The organism is Actinoplanes campanulatus, assembly GCF_014647795.1.
Lineage (GTDB): Bacteria > Actinomycetota > Actinomycetes > Mycobacteriales > Micromonosporaceae > Actinoplanes > Actinoplanes campanulatus.
The window spans coordinates 195,985-210,616 of the sequence record NZ_BMPW01000006.1; the positions used below are offsets into that span (position 1 = coordinate 195,985).

Below are 14,632 nucleotides of genomic sequence, written 5' to 3' on the forward strand. Positions count from 1 at the left end.
CTGGGGCGGTCGTCCCGGGGGACGCCACAGTGACACGATGTTTGCCCCGGCCTGCCGGAGCAGGCAGGATCGCCGCATGGTCTTCGACGCCCGTTCCACCGGGGGCAGCCCGTCCCGGCGCGACACCACACGCCCGGCCGACGGCCGACCACCGAACTCCGGCGCACCCGGCGAAACCCTCGACCGCCCGACCGGAACCGACATGCAGGAGCTCGTCGAGGCGGAGATCGAGGCCTCCGGCGACGCCCCGGTGACGCTCCGCCTGGACGGGAAGGTCGCCCTGGTCACGGGCGCCGGCAGCCCGGACGGGATCGGGTACGCGACGGCTCGCCGCCTGCGTGACCTCGGCGCCCGGGTGGCGATCGTGTCCACCACCCGCCGCATCCACGAACGCGCCACCGAGCTCGGCGTGACCGGCTTCGTGGCCGACCTCACCGACGAGTCCGAGGTCGGCGCCCTGGCCGACGCGATCGCCGACCAGCTCGGCGACGTCGAGGTGCTGGTCAACAACGCCGGCCTGGCGAGCCGGGCCAGCCCCGAGGTGCTGCGGCCGGTCGCTCAGCTCACCTTCGACGAGTGGAAGGCCGAGATCGACCGGAACCTCAGCACCGCCTTCCTGTGCAGCCGGGCGTTCGTCGGCGGCATGTCGGAGCGCGGCTGGGGCCGGATCGTCAACCTGGCCGCCACCGCCGGCCCGGTGAACGCGCTGCCCACCGAGGCGGCGTACGCGGCCGCCAAAGCCGGTGTGGTCGGCCTGACCCGGGCACTGGCCATGGAGCTGGTCGCCGACGGGGTCAACGTCAACTGCGTGGCCCCCGGCACGATCTACACGGCCGCCTCGACGGTGACCGAGATCAAGCAGGGTCTGGGCACCCCGATCGGCCGCCCGGGCACCCCGGACGAGGTCGCCGCGGCGGTCAGCTTCCTCTGCTCGCCGGCCGCGTCCTACATCACCGGCCAGATGCTCGTGGTCGACGGCGGCAACAGCGTCCGCGAGGCCCAGTTCCGCTGACCCGTACGCAGCGGTGGACCGGTCCGCCGGACCGGTCCACCGTGTCGTGCCGGATCAGAACGTCGTGTTGCCCGCGGCGCCGTCAGCGATCGCCCAGACGACCACGACCACGTAGAAGATGATCACGATCAGGCTCAGCACGCTGAGGATGTAGCCGACCCACAGGCCCGCGGTGGCCATCCCGTCGCCGGCCTCGCCGGTCTGCCGGATCTGCTTCTTCGCGATGTGCCCCAGCACCACGCCGACCGGCGCGCTGATGCACGTCACGAGACCGGCGAGCGAGCAGATCAGCGACGCGATGGCCAGGCCGTTGGTGGGCCGCTGAGCGCCGTAGTGCGGGTAGGGCGCACCGTAGCCGGGCGCGCCGGGCGGCCCGTAGCCGGGCGGAGGACCGTAACCGGCCGACGGCGGCGGATATCCGGCCCCCGCGGGCGGATATCCCGCCCCGTCCGTCGCCGACTTGTAGCCCGGCGTCGGCGAGTAACCGGGTCCGCTGGACGGCGCGGGACTCGTCGGAGGCGTGTATGGCGGCGGGTACTGCAGAGTCGGGTCGTTGGCCGGAGGCTGCGGCGGCTGGTATGGATCCTGGTTGCCGTCAGCCGGGGGATAGGTCATCTGAGGTCCTCCTTGAGTCCTCGCACCGTACCTGCCGGGGAGGAGGCGTGTGAGACCGGCTTCCATCCGCGCGGAACCCGATGGCCTCCCATTTTGGCCTGTCACGCCAAGTCCGGAAGGGCTTCGGCGGCGTCCGTTCAGGGACGTCTGGTGAGCTGGCCCAGCGCCCGCTCGACGGCCAGACAGCGGTCCTCGACATACTCGAGCCCCGCCTCCTCGGCGATCCGTCGTGCCTCGGTCGAGACGATGCCGCTCTGCAACCAGACGGCGGGCGCCTTCACGGCCACGGCCTGCCGGACCACGTCGACGGCGTCCCGGGCGGGACGGAACACGTTCACCAGGTCGATCGGCTCGTCGATCTCGGCCAGGGTGGGCACGGTCGGGACGCCGAACAGCTCGTCGACGAACGGGTTGACCGGGATGATCCGCCACCCGTGCCGGAGCATCTGCAGCGGAATGGTGTGCGCCGGCTTGTAGGGATCACGGGATGCTCCCACCACCGCGATGACACTCGCCCCGGCCAGGATCTGCTGAGCGCTCCGCATACCCGAACTCTATCCACGTCCGGTAGGACGAGGTTGGGTGGTTTCCCCGGCCCCGCACCGTCGCCCAGGCCGGGTGTCACAGCAGGGTGGGCTGGTCGTGGACCGGGCGGGCCGCGGGCGCGTCGCCGGCCGGCCGGTGGTCGGCGGCCGGAGCCGACGGCCGGTGCAGGCCGTGCCGCCGGGTCGCCATCCGCACCCGGGCGGCGATCTCGTCCTGGTAGGCCCGGGGCAGGTAGCTTCCGTTGCCGTACAGCTCCCGGTAGCGCGGCCGCAGGTGCGGGTGCTCCCGGCCGATCCAGGACGCGAACCACTCGCGGGCGCCCGGGCGCAGATGCAGCGCCAGCGGCGTCACACCGACGGCCCCGGCCGCCGCGATCGCGGCCACGGTCTCGTCGATCGACTCGTCGGTGTCGGTGAGCCCGGGCAGGATCGGGGCCATCAGGACGTTGACCGCGAAGCCGGCGTCGGTCAGCCGCCGGACCACCTCCAGCCGGCGGCCCGGGCTCGGCGTGCCCGGCTCGGCGGAGCGCCAGACCGTCTCGTCGACGAAGCCGACCGAGACCGCCAGCCCCACCCGGGTCACCTCGGCGGCCTGCCGGAGCAGGTCGAGATCGCGCAGGATCAGGGTGCCCTTGGTGAGGATCGAGAACGGGTTGGCGTGGTCGCGCAACGCCGCCAGGATCTTCGGCATGAGCCGGTAGCGGCCCTCGGCCCGCTGGTAGACGTCGACGTTGGTGCCCATCGCGATCGGCGCCCCGGCCCAGCGCGGGTCGGCCAGCTCCCGGCGGATCAGCTCACCCGCGTTCACCTTCACCAGGACCCGGCTGTCGAAGTCGTGGCCGGCGTCGAGATCCAGATAGGTGTGTGTCTTCCGGGCGAAGCAGTTGTGACTGACCACCCCGTCGGCGATGAAGTCGCCGGTCCCGGTGGAGATGTCGAAGAGCGGCAGGGTGAGCCCGAGCTCCTCGATGTCGGCGACGGCCAACCGCCGCTCCCCGCGGACCCCGACCCCGGAGGCGTCCAGGGGGCCCATCGAGGCGCCGGTCAGGTGCCGGAAGCGCAGCGCCGCGTCGAGGTGGCGCTCGGTCTCCACCCGGCCGGTCGCGCCCGGCCGCACCGGCCCCGGGCCCCGGGCCACCAGGCCGAGATGGGTCAGGGCGTGCACGATCCATCGCAGATAGCCGACGTCGGTGCTCTCCAGAACCACGGCCAGCCGATCCGTGCGCCCGACCGCACCGAAGGCGCCGGCCAGGAAGCCGCGGAACCAGTCGCTGCTGGGCAGCTCGGGCCAGCGCACCGCCTCGGTGAGGGAGACGTCGTCCAGATAGGCGTCGGCCCGCACCCAGGCGTCGCCCTCGACCGCCACCCCGGACCCGGACGCGTCACCCCGGATCAGGCCGCAGACGAACCCGGACTGGTAGTCGGGCGACTCCTTGGGCGGCTCGGCGAAGTGGCCCACCCCGAACATCAGGTCCCCGACGGCGAGCGCCGGCTGGTGCGGCTCGGCCGGGCTGACGTGCCGCCAGCCGCGGTCGGTGAGGAAGCGGTGGTCGCCGCTCGCCACCAGACGGGTCCCGTCGGCCAGGGTCACCCGGAACGCCGGCTTGCTGGTCTCCCAGTGGTCGAGGACCGTGGTGGGCACACATCGCCGGTGTGCTCCGGCGCCCATCGTGCCCATCACCGCGTCGCCGGGCCGGATCTGTGCCAGCGGCCGGGTGGAGCCGTCGGCGAGCAGGATCGGGGTGTCACCGGCCAGGCAGTACGTGCACGCGTGCGAGCAGCCGCGATAGGGGTTGACGGTCCACTCGAACGGCACCCGCGAGGCGCCGGGAACCCGGTTGATCAGGGATTTCGCGTGGATCTCGTAGAACGTCATCCCGGCGAACCCGGGAGTGTCGAACCGGCGCACGGTGGCGCCGGGCAGCGCCAGCGGCAGGGGTGGAGCCGCCGGCGCCGCCCTGTCCGGGAGCGAGCCGTCACCGGGCTGAGCCGACAGGTGGGACCATCGCATGGCAGGTATTCGAACACACGTTCTAGAGCCTGTCCATGACCTTGCTTGAACGAGCGTACGAAAGAAGGCCCGCGAACCGAACCGGTTCGCGGGCCTTCTTTCGTCGGGCGGGTCAGCCGCGTGCGGCGGCTGTCGCGTCCTTGGCCTTGCGCTGCGCGGCCAGCTGCTCGCGCACCTCGTCCATGTCCAGCTCCGCGACCTTCTCGATCAGGCTCTCCAGTGCGGACGCGGGGAGCGCGCCGGGCTGGGAGAAGACGACGATGCCGTCGCGCACCGCCATGATCGTGGGGATGGACCGGATGTCGAACTTCTGCGCCAGAGCCGGCTCGGCCTCGGTGTCGATCTTTCCGAAGGTGATCTCCGGGTGCTTCTCCGAGGAGCGCTCGTAGGTGGGCGCGAAGCTTACGCAGGGCCCGCACCAGCTGGCCCAGAAGTCGACCAGGACGATGCCGTCCTTACTGGTGACCTCGTCGAAGTTCGCTGCGGTCAGCGCAACCGTCGCCATGATGCCTCCGTCTGCGGGAAATCGCTTTCGTCGGGTGGAACTCCTGGCACCCATCCATCATTCCCGTGTCGTGCGCCGCCACACGTGGCGTACAGCACCCTCGGGTTTCGGACCGTCAAACGACCATGGGCGCCCTATCGTAACCGAAAGTAGGCGCTCGGTGTCTGGTTGCTGACACGATTGTGTTGACGTTTCCGTACCTGATCAAGTCTTGATGGGTGGTTTGTCCAGCCCGCGAAGGCTTGGTGGGAGCGGTGCCATGGCGACCATAAACTGTTAAGTTACTTAAATGTGAGCTGCCTCACATTTGAAAGTCCTTCACATGGATACGGACGGTGAGGCAAACTCTTTTCCAACAGAGCGTGGGCGGCGGGTGCCGGGGAGGGCCCCGCCGCTCATTGCGTCTCCTGCCGGGTGAGTCGCCCCCGGCGGAATCGGTAGCCTATCGCCCCATGACGGCGGGCGAGGACATATTTACCGAGGTCGGAGTCGGTCCCTGGATGGGTGAGCGGCCGGCCGGTGAGCACTGGGATCCGGAGTTGCTCGAGCAGGGCGACCGCCGCAACGTGGTGGACCGGTACCGGTACTGGAGCCGGGAGGCCGTGGTCGCGGACCTGGACACCCGGCGCCACGACTTCCATGTCGCGATCGAGAACTGGCAGCACGACTTCAACATCGGCACCGTGGTGCGCAACGCCAACGCGTTCCTGGCCGCCGAGGTCCACATCGTCGGGCAGCGCCGGTGGAACCGGCGGGGCGCCATGGTTACCGACCGCTACCAGCACGTCCGGCACCACCCGGCGATCGAGGATTTCGTGGCGTGGGCGGCGGGCGAGGACCTGCCGGTGATCGGCATCGACAACCTGCCCGGTTCGCGCCCGATGGAGACGGTCACCCTGCCGCGCCGCTGCGTCCTGCTCTTCGGTCAGGAGGGCCCCGGCCTGTCCGACCCGGCGCGGGCGGCCTGCACGCAGCTCTTCTCGATCGCCCAGTACGGCTCGACCCGCTCGATCAACGCCGGTGTGGCCAGCGGCATCGCCATGCACGCGTGGATCCGGGCGCACGCCGGCCCGCCTCCGGCCTGACTCGGATCGGCCCGTCTTCTGCCGATTCGCTTGACGGGGGCTTCCCCGGGCAGCACGGTATGGAGTGTGGGTGTCACGGTGAGTTGCCCCAGATGTGGTGCACAGGTTCGGAAGCCGGACCTGATGCACAGCAACTGGCGGTGCGACAACTGTGGCGACGTTCCGCCGTTCCACGTGGCCGAGCACATCAGTGCGGAGATCGTCGGAACGGTGCTGCGGGAGTCCGCGTCGAGCGCCGAGCGGATTCCGCTCTGGTGCCCCTGGCCGCTGCCCTCCGGATGGATGGTCACCGGGGTGGGCTGGTCCGGCGACGACCGCTTCGGGGTGCGGGCGACCGTGCTCACGTGCAGCGGTCCCGAGCCGCTCGGCGGCGGGCCCGCGGACCTCGCCCTGATCGCCGAGCAGCCCGGTGTCGGTCTGGGCACCAGGTTCGCCGGCATCCCCGGTCTCGACCCGGGTCACCTGCTCTCCGAGGCGCTGGCCGACCGGGGTGGACACGCCGGTCCACACGCGAAGATCAAGGCGGCCGGGCATCCCACTCCACTGTGGTGTGTCAAGTCACCGGAAGATCGAAGCGCCTACGTGAGTGAGGCCAAAGGAATGTGGCTCTATGCGGTAGCGTGGCCCGCGAGCGCGGGCTATCTACTCGCGGAGCATGTCGTCCTGCACGACCTCTCCGAGGGGGTGCCGTCCGAGCTCGTGTTCGGAGCGCCGTCGCCGTTTCTGCACGGTCGTGCCTGACTCTTAGGTGTGACCTGCGGCTATGGCAATCGACTTTCTGGCCACTTTGTTCACACGAAGCGACGAAGCTGATACCGTCAGTACTGCCGCGGCGCAGAACGTATCCCGCACCGGAGGAGAAGGCCCCCATGGTCAAGAAGGTCCTCACCTGGCTTGGTATTGCATTCTTGATCTTCTTCATCGCCTTCAACCCGAGTTCGGCAGCGGCGGTGTTCGAGTCACTCGGAGGCACGATCGCGGACATCGCGCGTGGTTTCGGCACTTTCTTCACGGACCTCGTCGCATAGCATCTCTCCATGGATCCTGGTGAGCCGCGCGACCCGCGAGGCGAGGGCGCGCGTCGCCCTCGGGATGACGATGAGAGCTACGGGTACCGCGACCCGGCCTTCGACGATGACTCCGGCTACGCCGAGGGCGACCTCTATGAGGACGATCCGGCGTACGGGCGGCGCCGCTCACCCTCCGACGTCTACGACGAGCCGGAGGAGTACGAGGCGCCCAGCTTCACCGCCGAGGAACTGGAAGGGCTCGACCGTGGTGGCGGACCGCGCCGCTTCCTCCCCCTGGAGGATGAGCCGACCACATTGGTCGCCCGCTACCTCTTCCCCACCGAGCGCTACCGCGGCGAGTGGAAGCGACACTGGATCCACCTCTCCAAGCCGCTCGGCATCGGCGTGGCCGCCACGCTCGCACTCGGCTACCTGGCCGGCTTCCTGACCCGCCAGGAGGACCTCGACGGTCTGGTCACCGTCGCCGTGCTGGTCTGGCTCGGCGTGATCAGCTGGGTGGCCTGGAAGGTCTTCGACTGGTATTTCGACAGGTTCATCCTCACCAACAAGCGGGTGATGGTGGTCAACGGCATCGTCACCCGGAAGGTGGCGATGATGCCCCTCCTGCGGGTGACCGATATGAAGTACGAACAGTCGGCTCTCGGGCGCATGCTCAGCTACGGCACGTTCGTCCTCGAGTCGGCCGGCCAGGACCAGGCGTTGCGCGAGGTCAAGCACCTGCCCAACCCCAACGAGCTGTACCTGCGGGTGGTCGAGGAGATGTACGAGCCGCAGGCCGTGGAGGCCCGTCTCGGCAAGGACGACGAGGGAGAGGACGCCTGAGTGGCCGCCCGGCGGTAGCGTGACAGCGGTGACCGGAATCGACCTGCACTGTCATTCGACCGCCAGCGACGGCACGTTCACCCCGGCCGAGCTGGTCCGGGCCGGAGCCGCCGCCGGGCTGGACGTCATGGCGATCACCGACCACGACACCACCGGCGGCTGGGACGACGCCGCCGCCGCCCGGCCCGCCGGCCTGCGCCTGGTGCGTGGTGCCGAACTGTCCTGCCGGTGGCACGGAGCCGAGCCGGCCATCCCGTTGCACCTGCTCGCCTACCTGTTCGACCCGGCCGAGCCGGTCCTCGCCGGCGAGCTGGCCCGGCTCCGCGAGGACCGGGAACAGCGGGCCGAGAAGATCGTCGGAAAACTGCGGGCGGACGGGGTGCCGATCTCGTGGGCCGAGGTGAGCGGATACGCGGCCGGCGGTTCGGTGGGGCGGCCGCACATCGCCCAGGCGCTGATCAGAGCCGGTCTCGTGCGGACCACCACCGAGGCGTTCGCCTCCGCGTGGCTGGGCGCGCGGTACTTCGTACCAAAGTCTGATCTTGATGTTTTCGATGCGGTGCAGTCGGTGCGTGAGGCCGGTGGGGTGGCCGTTTTCGCTCATCCGCGGGCGACCAAGCGCGGGCGGGTGGTGCCCGACGAGCTGATCGCCGAGCTGGCCCGGGCCGGACTCTTCGGCCTGGAGGCCGATCACGAGGACCACACGCCCGCCGAGCGGGCCCAGATGCGGGCTCTCGCGGACCGGCTCGGCCTGGTCGTCACCGGATCATCCGACTTTCACGGTACGCACAAGGCGGTCCAGTTGGGAGCGTTCAAAACCGACCCCGAGGCGTACGAGAAGATCGTCTCGGCGGCGGCCGGAGTACCGGTCCTGGGGTGACACTCGACGCACCGGCCAGCGCCGGAGCATCCCGGCACCTACCTTGATCGGGTGAATGTCAAGCTGTTCGGCGAGTTCTTCGTGACGCTGCTGGTGATCGTCGACCCGCCCGGCATGGTCCCGGTCTTCCTCGCGCTCACCGGCTCCATGCAGGCGAAAGCCCGGAACCGGGCCGGCACCCAGGCCGTGCTGCTCGCCCTCGGCGTGATCGTCGGGTTCGCGGTCGCCGGACAGACCCTCCTCGACTACCTGCACGTGCAGCTTCCGGCCCTACAGGCGGCCGGTGGCCTCCTGCTGGTGCTGGTCGCGCTGCAACTGCTCACCGGCAAGACCGACGAGCCGGCCGAACAGGCCGGCACCAGCAACGTCGCACTCGTGCCGATCGGCACCCCACTGCTCGCCGGGCCCGGCGCCATCGTCGCCACCATGCTGTTCGTCCAGCGTGCCAAAAGCGCCGACGAATACCTCATCCTGGCCGCCGCCATCCTGGCCGTGATGGCCTGCGTGTGGCTGGTCCTGCGGTTCTCCGGGCTGATCGTCCGGCTGCTGCGCCCGGCCGGCATCGAGGTGCTCACCCGGATCGCCGGCCTCCTGCTGGCCGCCATCGCCGTACAGCTGATCGCCGACGCGGTGTTCGCCTTCGTGCAGTCCTACGCGGGCATGGTCTGAGTTTGTCGGGGGGTGCTGGCAGGATTGTTCCGTGCCCCCCTCCCGATCACGTGCCACCAGGTCCGCGGTCCCCGAGCAGCTCGGCTTCGCCGGCATGCCCGAGCGACTCTTCGTCTGCACGCCGAGCAAGCTCGGGGCCTATGCCGACTGCCCACGCCGGTATCGGTATTCCTACGTCGACCGGCCCAGCCCGCCCAAAGGCCCGCCGTGGGCGCACAACTCCCTCGGCGCCAGCGTGCACACGGCGTTGAAGAACTGGTTCGCCCTCGCCCCGGAGCGGCGCGAGCCCGAGGCGCTGCCCACCCTGCTCAAGGCCACCTGGGTGCGGGAGGGCTATCGCGACGTCGACCAGGAGCGGGTCGTCTACCGCCGGGCGCTCGACTGGCTGGAAAGCTATGTGGCGACCCTCGATCCCGAGGAGGAGCCGCTCGGCGTCGAGCGGGTGGTCGCCACCAAGACCTCGGTGCTGGCCCTGAACGGGCGGGCCGACCGCATCGACTCCCGGGGGCCCGAGGCGGTCATCGTCGACTACAAGACCGGGCGGTCCGGGCTCAGCTCCGACGACGCCCGGGGCTCGCAGGCGCTCGCGCTGTATGCGTACGCAGCCGAGCGGGTCTTCCGGCGGCCGTGCCGCCGCGTCGAGCTGCACCACCTGCCCACCGGCACGGTGGCCGCCCACGAGCACACCGAGGAGTCACTGGCCCGGCAGGTGCGCCGGGCCGAGGAGACCGCCCTCGACATCATGGGGGCCGAGAAGGCGGTGGCGGCGGGTGCTGATCCGGACGAGCAGTTCCCGGTCAATCCGGGGTCGCTGTGCGGGTGGTGCGACTTCCGCAAGGTGTGCCCGGCCGGAGCCGACGCCGTGGCGAAGGAGCCGTGGACAGCGGTCGAGCACCTGAACAGCTAGGCCACCTTCGGCCGGCCCTGCCCGGCCCCGCTCGGCTGCCCGGCCGTGCCCGGCTGCCCGGCCGTGCCCGGCTGCCCGGCCGTGCCCGGCTGGTTGGTCCTGCCCGGCTGCCCGGCCTGAGCCTGCCTGGCTGGGGGTCAGGCCAGGCCGGCTCGTTCCATGGCGGCTCGGCGTAGTGGGGCCATGCGGTACTGCTCGGGCAGGGTGGCCAGGACACCGGCGATCAGCGCGCGCAGGCCTCGTACCGACAGGGCGGCGGCCATGTCGGTGGTGGGCCAGCCGAGGCCGCCATACATCTTGCGGGCCCAGGCGGGCAGGAGGCCGAGCGCCGTCCCGGCGATGCCGAAGTAGGCCCACCGGGCCGGGCCCAGCGTCAGGCTGAGCCGGAACGGCAGCCCACCCCAGTGCCCGGGGATCGGCGGCACGGTGAGGAAGACGGCGGCCTCCGCGCCGTCCCTGGTCAGGCCGAGCTCGGGGCGCATCGCCGTGAAGTAGGCCGCCACCTCGGCCGCGGTCGCCGGGACGGTCGCCGGATCGAGGCCGACCAGTTCGGCGGAGCGGAGCTGCTCGGTGTAGTAGCCGTCGATCTCCTCCGGCGTGAGGTCCACCCCGGCACGCACGGCGGTGGTCAGGAACGACTCCACCTCGGCCACGTGCACCCAGCGCAGGAGATCCGGCTCGTCGATCCGGAAGCGCTCCCCGGTCCGCGGATCGGTCGCCGACATCCGGGCGTGCAGCCGCCGGAGCCGGCTCGCCGCCTGCCGGACCTCGTCGGTGGTGCCGTAGACGACCGTCCCGACATAGTCCGAGGTGCGCAGGAGCCGACCCCACGGGTCGGCCCGATAGCCGGAATTCTGTGCCACACCGGCCACCGCTCGCGGATGCAGCGCCTGTAGATAGAGCGAGCGCAGGCCGCCGAGCATCAAAATGGGTTCGCGGTGCAGTTTCCAGGTGACCGAGTCCGGTCCGAACAGCCCGACGTCTCCCGTCATGCCCTCCAGCCTGCCACGGCGTGGCGGCTTTTCCCGGGCGCTCGCCGCGTCGGTCAGTTACGGCACGGGCTCAAGCTGGGTCGGGCTCAAGCCGGGTCGGGCTCAAGCGGGGTCGGATCGGTCGGCTTCGCGGCGGGTCCGGCAGGCGGGGCACAGGCCCCAGAAGGTGATCTCGGCTTCGTCCAGGTCGAAGCCGTGGGTCTCGCTCGGCGTCAGGCATGGGCGGCGGCCGACGGAACAGTCGACGTCGGCGATCGCGCCGCAACCCCGGCAGACGATGTGATGGTGGTTGTCGCCGACCCGGGCCTCGTAGCGGGCGGGGCTGCCGGCTGGCTCGATCCGGCGCGCCAGACCGGCCCGGGACAGGGCGCCCAGCACGTCGTAGACGGCCTGGGTGGAAACCGAGTCCAGCCGGGCGCGAACCTGCTGGGCGATCTCGTCGACCTCGAGGTGGCCGCCGTCGGTGAGGATGTCCAGCACGGCCAGCCGGGGGCGAGTGACACGCAACCCGTGCGCACGCAGGAGTTCCGCACCTGTGGACATCCGTCCATGACAACACGGGTACGCGGATTCACCAACAGGTGATGATCACAATGGTTCGGTCACGCTTCGCTGGCAATCGCCGTCAGGGGATGTTTGCGGCGTCACGCAACTCCTAAGCTAGCCACACCCCGGATCGAGGAGGAATTGGTGTTAGACCAGGTCAACGGCTTGCCGGTACATGTCCTCGTGCTCCACGCCGCCGTCATCTTCGTGCCCCTGCTGGCTCTCGGCGCGGTCGTCTACGCCCTCGCCGCACCACTGCGCTCCCGCATCGGCTGGGCCGTGGGCCTGCTGGCCGTCACGGCGCCGGTCGCCGCCCTGATCACCATGCTCTCCGGTACCGAGTTCTACAACCGGCTGCTCAGCGAGGAGCGGGTCTCCCCGGCCGGCAAGGAGATCCTCGACGGCCACATGGCGAACGGGACGCTCACCTTCTGGCTCACCCTCGGCCTCGGCGTGGTCGCCCTGCTCATGGTCGCCCTCACCTTCCGCGACCCCCGCGCCCTGCCGAAGGCCGCCGATCTCGGCTTCGCCGTGGTCCTGGTGGTGCTGGCCGCCCTGAGCGGCTACTACCTCTACCGGACCGGAGACTCCGGAGCCACGGCCGTCTGGGGCACCTACTGACCCGCCGCCGACCTCCCGATCCTGCCTGAAGCCGACCGTCCACCGAGCGGTTCCGGGCGCCGGCTCCGCGCGCCGGGCTGCCGGCTCCGGGCACCAGGCCGCCGGGCCGCCGGGCCGCTGGGCCGCTGGTTCCGGGCACCAGGCCCCTGGTTCCGGGCACCAGGCCGCTGGTCCCGGGCACCAGGCCGCTGGTCCCGGGCGCCGGGCCGCTGGTTCCGGGGGCGGGAGACACGGGCTGGCGCGGGTGGCGGGTTTCGCGGTCGGTCAGAACACGACCCGGGCGCAGAGCAGGCAGACGACAACCAGGGCGATCGCGCCGACGACCAGGCCGACGCCGTAGGTGACGGTGCGGGCGGAGCCCTCCGCCTCGTCCAGCGCGTCCATGTCCTGTGGGGGCAGGGCGCGCGGCGGCGGCGGGTGGGCGATCGTCGGCGGGCGCCAGCCGGCGGGGGGTGGCTCGGCTCGGGGCGGGCCCGGGTACGGCGGCGTCTCCGGTTCGGGCGCCGGCTCGGGCCGGTCCAGTGGATCAGTGGACGGGTCTGGCCGCTGCCAGTAGGCGTCGTCGTCCGGAGGGCGCGTGGGGGAACTCACGTTCACCGACGGTACAGCCGGAGGGGGACGACGGCCGCAACGCTCGCGGCTTACCCTCGTAGTCGTGGACATCCTGGACGAGCCTGAGCGGGACAACGACGCCGAGCGCGAGGTCGACTTCGAATCCGAAGAGGCACCGGTGTTGCCCGACCAGACCCGTGATGACACCGAGCGCGGTTGGGGTGAGCGCAGCCACTCCAACGATGACCGCCTGCTCGAGGACCGCCCGCCACACTGGGACTGACCGCCCGACCCGGTCTCCCGGGGCGTTTCGGCGGATCAGCCGGGGCGGATCAGAATGGCGAAGCCCCGGGCCGGAGTGCTTACCGCGCGATCTGCCTCGTCAGGGGTGAGGGCCAGGAGCAGACCGCCGGTCACCGGGTCGTCGGCTCCGGTCACATCGAGGACCAGGGCCGAGTTCGCCACGGGAATGGGCCGGTCCCGGTCGCCGTCGATTCTCAGCAGGTCCACCCGGTTGCCGGGGCGAACCACGGTCAGGGCTGTCGGGTCGGCCAGGCGGACCGGCACCCCGACACTGCCCGGTGGGATCGGCCGGGCGGCGGACTGCCCGGAAGGCGCCGCCGACGGCTCGCCGGTCGCGGACGAAGACGACCGTGGCGTCGCCGTGGTCGGCACGCAGCCGGACGGCTCCACCCACAGGACCGCGGCCGCTGTGATCAACAGCACCGTGGCCGCGGCCAGCCGGAGCAACATGCCGCGGCTCGGCCGGCGCCATCGCACCGGATCGAGGCGCTCGCCGGACCGTGCCGGAGCCGCGCGGGGCATGAGGGCCTCCACAGAATCGCCACACCCTGTCGAGCTGCCGCGGGAACGGCCGCATCGACATCGGGCCGCCGGAAGAGCGACCGCATCGACGTTAGGCATGGGCGGCTCGGTGCCGCGCAGACGCTTGTGGATGACGGGCGAATGTGGAAAACCCCCGCCGCGCCACGAAACCTGCTACGGCCCGGGCGATGTCGCGGCTTACGGAAGCGGTGGAGTGCCGGACTGATGGCTGGTGCAGCGCGCGGAGGTGGCTGCACAAGCGGCGGCGCGCGGAAGTGCCTGCACAAGGGGCGGCGCCAGGATGCGGCGGCGCGGGGAGACGGCGCTGCCGGGGAAGCATCGGCGCACCAAGGGGGCGGCGCCGGAACTAGAGATCTTTCGTGGTCGAGGGCTTCCAGCTCCTTCTTCCGGTACGCGTGTCCTCGTCTCCGCCTGATCAGGGCCGTTTCGTTCGGTCGGCGCGTGCTTGCTGCCCGCTACGGCCTGTGTCGCGCCCGCCGGGCTGAGGTGCCCGGGCCGGGGATGGAAACGGCGAAGCGCCGAGCCGGTGGTCGGCTCGGCGCTTCGCGTCAGGGTGGTGGCGGTGCGCTCAGGAAGCGGCCGCGGCCTTCGCTCCACCGCTGCTCGACGAGGAGGTCGAGCCGCTGCTGGTGGTGGTGGAGGTTGACGGGGTCGTCGAGGTGGAGGTCGAGGTGCTCGAGGTCTCCGGCTTCTTGGCGGCGGTGTCGCCGCTGCCCGACTTCTCGGCGCTCACGCTGCCGGAGCGGGAGTCGTTGCGGTAGAAGCCCGAACCCTTGAAAACGATACCGACCGAGTTGAACACCTTGCGGAGCTTGCCGTGGCAGTTCGGGCACTCGGTGAGTGCCGGGTCGGAGAAGGATTGCACGGCTTCGAGGTGCTCCCCGCACTCGGTGCAGGAGTACTGGTAGGTAGGCACGGCTCCTCCGGATCGATCGGCTCTTGGCACTCGCCAACTCCGAGTGCCAATGTTGCGGCATCGGAGGTCAGTTCGTC

19 protein-coding genes are annotated in these 14,632 nt (G+C 70.9%); 10 read left to right on the forward strand and 9 right to left on the reverse strand.

Features of this window, described 5'->3' with window-relative positions:
* Positions 1–76 precede the first annotated feature (76 nt).
* Entirely contained in the window at positions 77–1,012 is a 936-nt protein-coding gene (locus tag IEZ13_RS13800; protein WP_183222558.1) for an SDR family NAD(P)-dependent oxidoreductase, read from the forward strand.
* A 54-nt stretch (positions 1,013–1,066) separates the two neighbouring features.
* Here the strand turns inward: IEZ13_RS13800 and IEZ13_RS13805 are convergent, their stop codons facing one another.
* From IEZ13_RS13805 to trxA, 4 genes are all read right to left on the reverse strand, one after another.
* Positions 1,067–1,627, reverse strand: a complete 561-nt coding sequence (locus IEZ13_RS13805; protein WP_183222559.1) for a DUF4190 domain-containing protein — start codon at positions 1,625–1,627, stop codon at positions 1,067–1,069.
* A gap of 137 nt (positions 1,628–1,764) precedes the next feature.
* On the reverse strand, positions 1,765–2,172 hold the full coding sequence (locus tag IEZ13_RS13810) for a CoA-binding protein (protein WP_183222560.1): 408 nt from the start codon (positions 2,170–2,172) through the stop codon (positions 1,765–1,767).
* A 76-nt stretch (positions 2,173–2,248) separates the two neighbouring features.
* Positions 2,249–4,183: an intein-containing Rv2578c family radical SAM protein gene (locus IEZ13_RS13815; RefSeq protein WP_183222561.1), complete on the reverse strand. Its 1,935-nt coding sequence runs from the start codon at positions 4,181–4,183 to the stop codon at positions 2,249–2,251.
* A 112-nt stretch (positions 4,184–4,295) separates the two neighbouring features.
* The gene (gene trxA, locus IEZ13_RS13820) at positions 4,296–4,688 is read right to left on the reverse strand and encodes a thioredoxin (protein ID WP_183222562.1); all 393 of its coding nucleotides are present in this window, start codon (positions 4,686–4,688) and stop codon (positions 4,296–4,298) included.
* Between the two features lie 452 nt (positions 4,689–5,140).
* Here trxA and IEZ13_RS13825 point away from each other — a divergent pair, with 452 nt between their 5' ends.
* The 7 genes from IEZ13_RS13825 (at position 5,141) to IEZ13_RS13855 (ending at position 10,082) form a co-directional block, all read left to right on the forward strand.
* Positions 5,141–5,773 carry a TrmH family RNA methyltransferase gene (locus IEZ13_RS13825; protein ID WP_183222563.1) on the forward strand — a complete coding sequence of 211 codons (633 nt, stop codon included), beginning with the start codon at positions 5,141–5,143 and terminating at the stop codon, positions 5,771–5,773.
* A gap of 78 nt (positions 5,774–5,851) precedes the next feature.
* Positions 5,852–6,514, forward strand: coding sequence for a DUF6758 family protein (locus tag IEZ13_RS13830; RefSeq protein WP_311733675.1), 663 nt, complete (start codon positions 5,852–5,854; stop codon positions 6,512–6,514).
* A gap of 128 nt (positions 6,515–6,642) precedes the next feature.
* On the forward strand, positions 6,643–6,801 hold the full coding sequence (locus tag IEZ13_RS13835) for a hypothetical protein (RefSeq protein WP_173476757.1): 159 nt from the start codon (positions 6,643–6,645) through the stop codon (positions 6,799–6,801).
* 9 nt (positions 6,802–6,810) lie between these two features.
* The gene (locus IEZ13_RS13840; protein ID WP_183222565.1) at positions 6,811–7,626 is read left to right on the forward strand and encodes a PH domain-containing protein; all 816 of its coding nucleotides are present in this window, start codon (positions 6,811–6,813) and stop codon (positions 7,624–7,626) included.
* Positions 7,627–7,654: 28 nt separating this feature from the next.
* Positions 7,655–8,506 carry a PHP domain-containing protein gene (locus IEZ13_RS13845; protein WP_183222566.1) on the forward strand — a complete coding sequence of 284 codons (852 nt, stop codon included), beginning with the start codon at positions 7,655–7,657 and terminating at the stop codon, positions 8,504–8,506.
* A gap of 51 nt (positions 8,507–8,557) precedes the next feature.
* Positions 8,558–9,175: a MarC family protein gene (locus IEZ13_RS13850; RefSeq protein ID WP_183222567.1), complete on the forward strand. Its 618-nt coding sequence runs from the start codon at positions 8,558–8,560 to the stop codon at positions 9,173–9,175.
* A 94-nt stretch (positions 9,176–9,269) separates the two neighbouring features.
* A complete protein-coding gene (locus IEZ13_RS13855; RefSeq protein WP_221245729.1) occupies positions 9,270–10,082 on the forward strand; it encodes a RecB family exonuclease in 813 nt (270 codons plus the stop codon).
* A 137-nt stretch (positions 10,083–10,219) separates the two neighbouring features.
* Here IEZ13_RS13855 and IEZ13_RS13860 read toward each other — a convergent pair whose 3' ends face one another.
* Together IEZ13_RS13860 and IEZ13_RS13865 are read right to left on the reverse strand one after the other, a co-directional pair.
* Positions 10,220–11,074: an oxygenase MpaB family protein gene (locus IEZ13_RS13860; protein ID WP_183222569.1), complete on the reverse strand. Its 855-nt coding sequence runs from the start codon at positions 11,072–11,074 to the stop codon at positions 10,220–10,222.
* A 102-nt stretch (positions 11,075–11,176) separates the two neighbouring features.
* Positions 11,177–11,617 carry a Fur family transcriptional regulator gene (locus tag IEZ13_RS13865; protein ID WP_183222570.1) on the reverse strand — a complete coding sequence of 147 codons (441 nt, stop codon included), beginning with the start codon at positions 11,615–11,617 and terminating at the stop codon, positions 11,177–11,179.
* A gap of 168 nt (positions 11,618–11,785) precedes the next feature.
* Between IEZ13_RS13865 and IEZ13_RS13870 the strand changes: the two genes are divergently transcribed.
* The gene (locus IEZ13_RS13870) at positions 11,786–12,241 is read left to right on the forward strand and encodes a DUF2231 domain-containing protein (protein WP_229794676.1); all 456 of its coding nucleotides are present in this window, start codon (positions 11,786–11,788) and stop codon (positions 12,239–12,241) included.
* Between the two features lie 264 nt (positions 12,242–12,505).
* Here IEZ13_RS13870 and IEZ13_RS13875 read toward each other — a convergent pair whose 3' ends face one another.
* Positions 12,506–12,832: a translation initiation factor 2 gene (locus tag IEZ13_RS13875; RefSeq protein WP_229794677.1), complete on the reverse strand. Its 327-nt coding sequence runs from the start codon at positions 12,830–12,832 to the stop codon at positions 12,506–12,508.
* A 64-nt stretch (positions 12,833–12,896) separates the two neighbouring features.
* Here IEZ13_RS13875 and IEZ13_RS13880 point away from each other — a divergent pair, with 64 nt between their 5' ends.
* Positions 12,897–13,076 carry a hypothetical protein gene (locus tag IEZ13_RS13880; protein ID WP_183222573.1) on the forward strand — a complete coding sequence of 60 codons (180 nt, stop codon included), beginning with the start codon at positions 12,897–12,899 and terminating at the stop codon, positions 13,074–13,076.
* Between the two features lie 35 nt (positions 13,077–13,111).
* Here the strand turns inward: IEZ13_RS13880 and IEZ13_RS13885 are convergent, their stop codons facing one another.
* Together IEZ13_RS13885 and IEZ13_RS13890 are read right to left on the reverse strand one after the other, a co-directional pair.
* Positions 13,112–13,618 carry a hypothetical protein gene (locus IEZ13_RS13885; protein WP_183222574.1) on the reverse strand — a complete coding sequence of 169 codons (507 nt, stop codon included), beginning with the start codon at positions 13,616–13,618 and terminating at the stop codon, positions 13,112–13,114.
* Positions 13,619–14,207: 589 nt separating this feature from the next.
* The gene (locus tag IEZ13_RS13890) at positions 14,208–14,555 is read right to left on the reverse strand and encodes an FmdB family zinc ribbon protein (protein WP_183222575.1); all 348 of its coding nucleotides are present in this window, start codon (positions 14,553–14,555) and stop codon (positions 14,208–14,210) included.
* Positions 14,556–14,632: the final 77 nt, after the last annotated feature.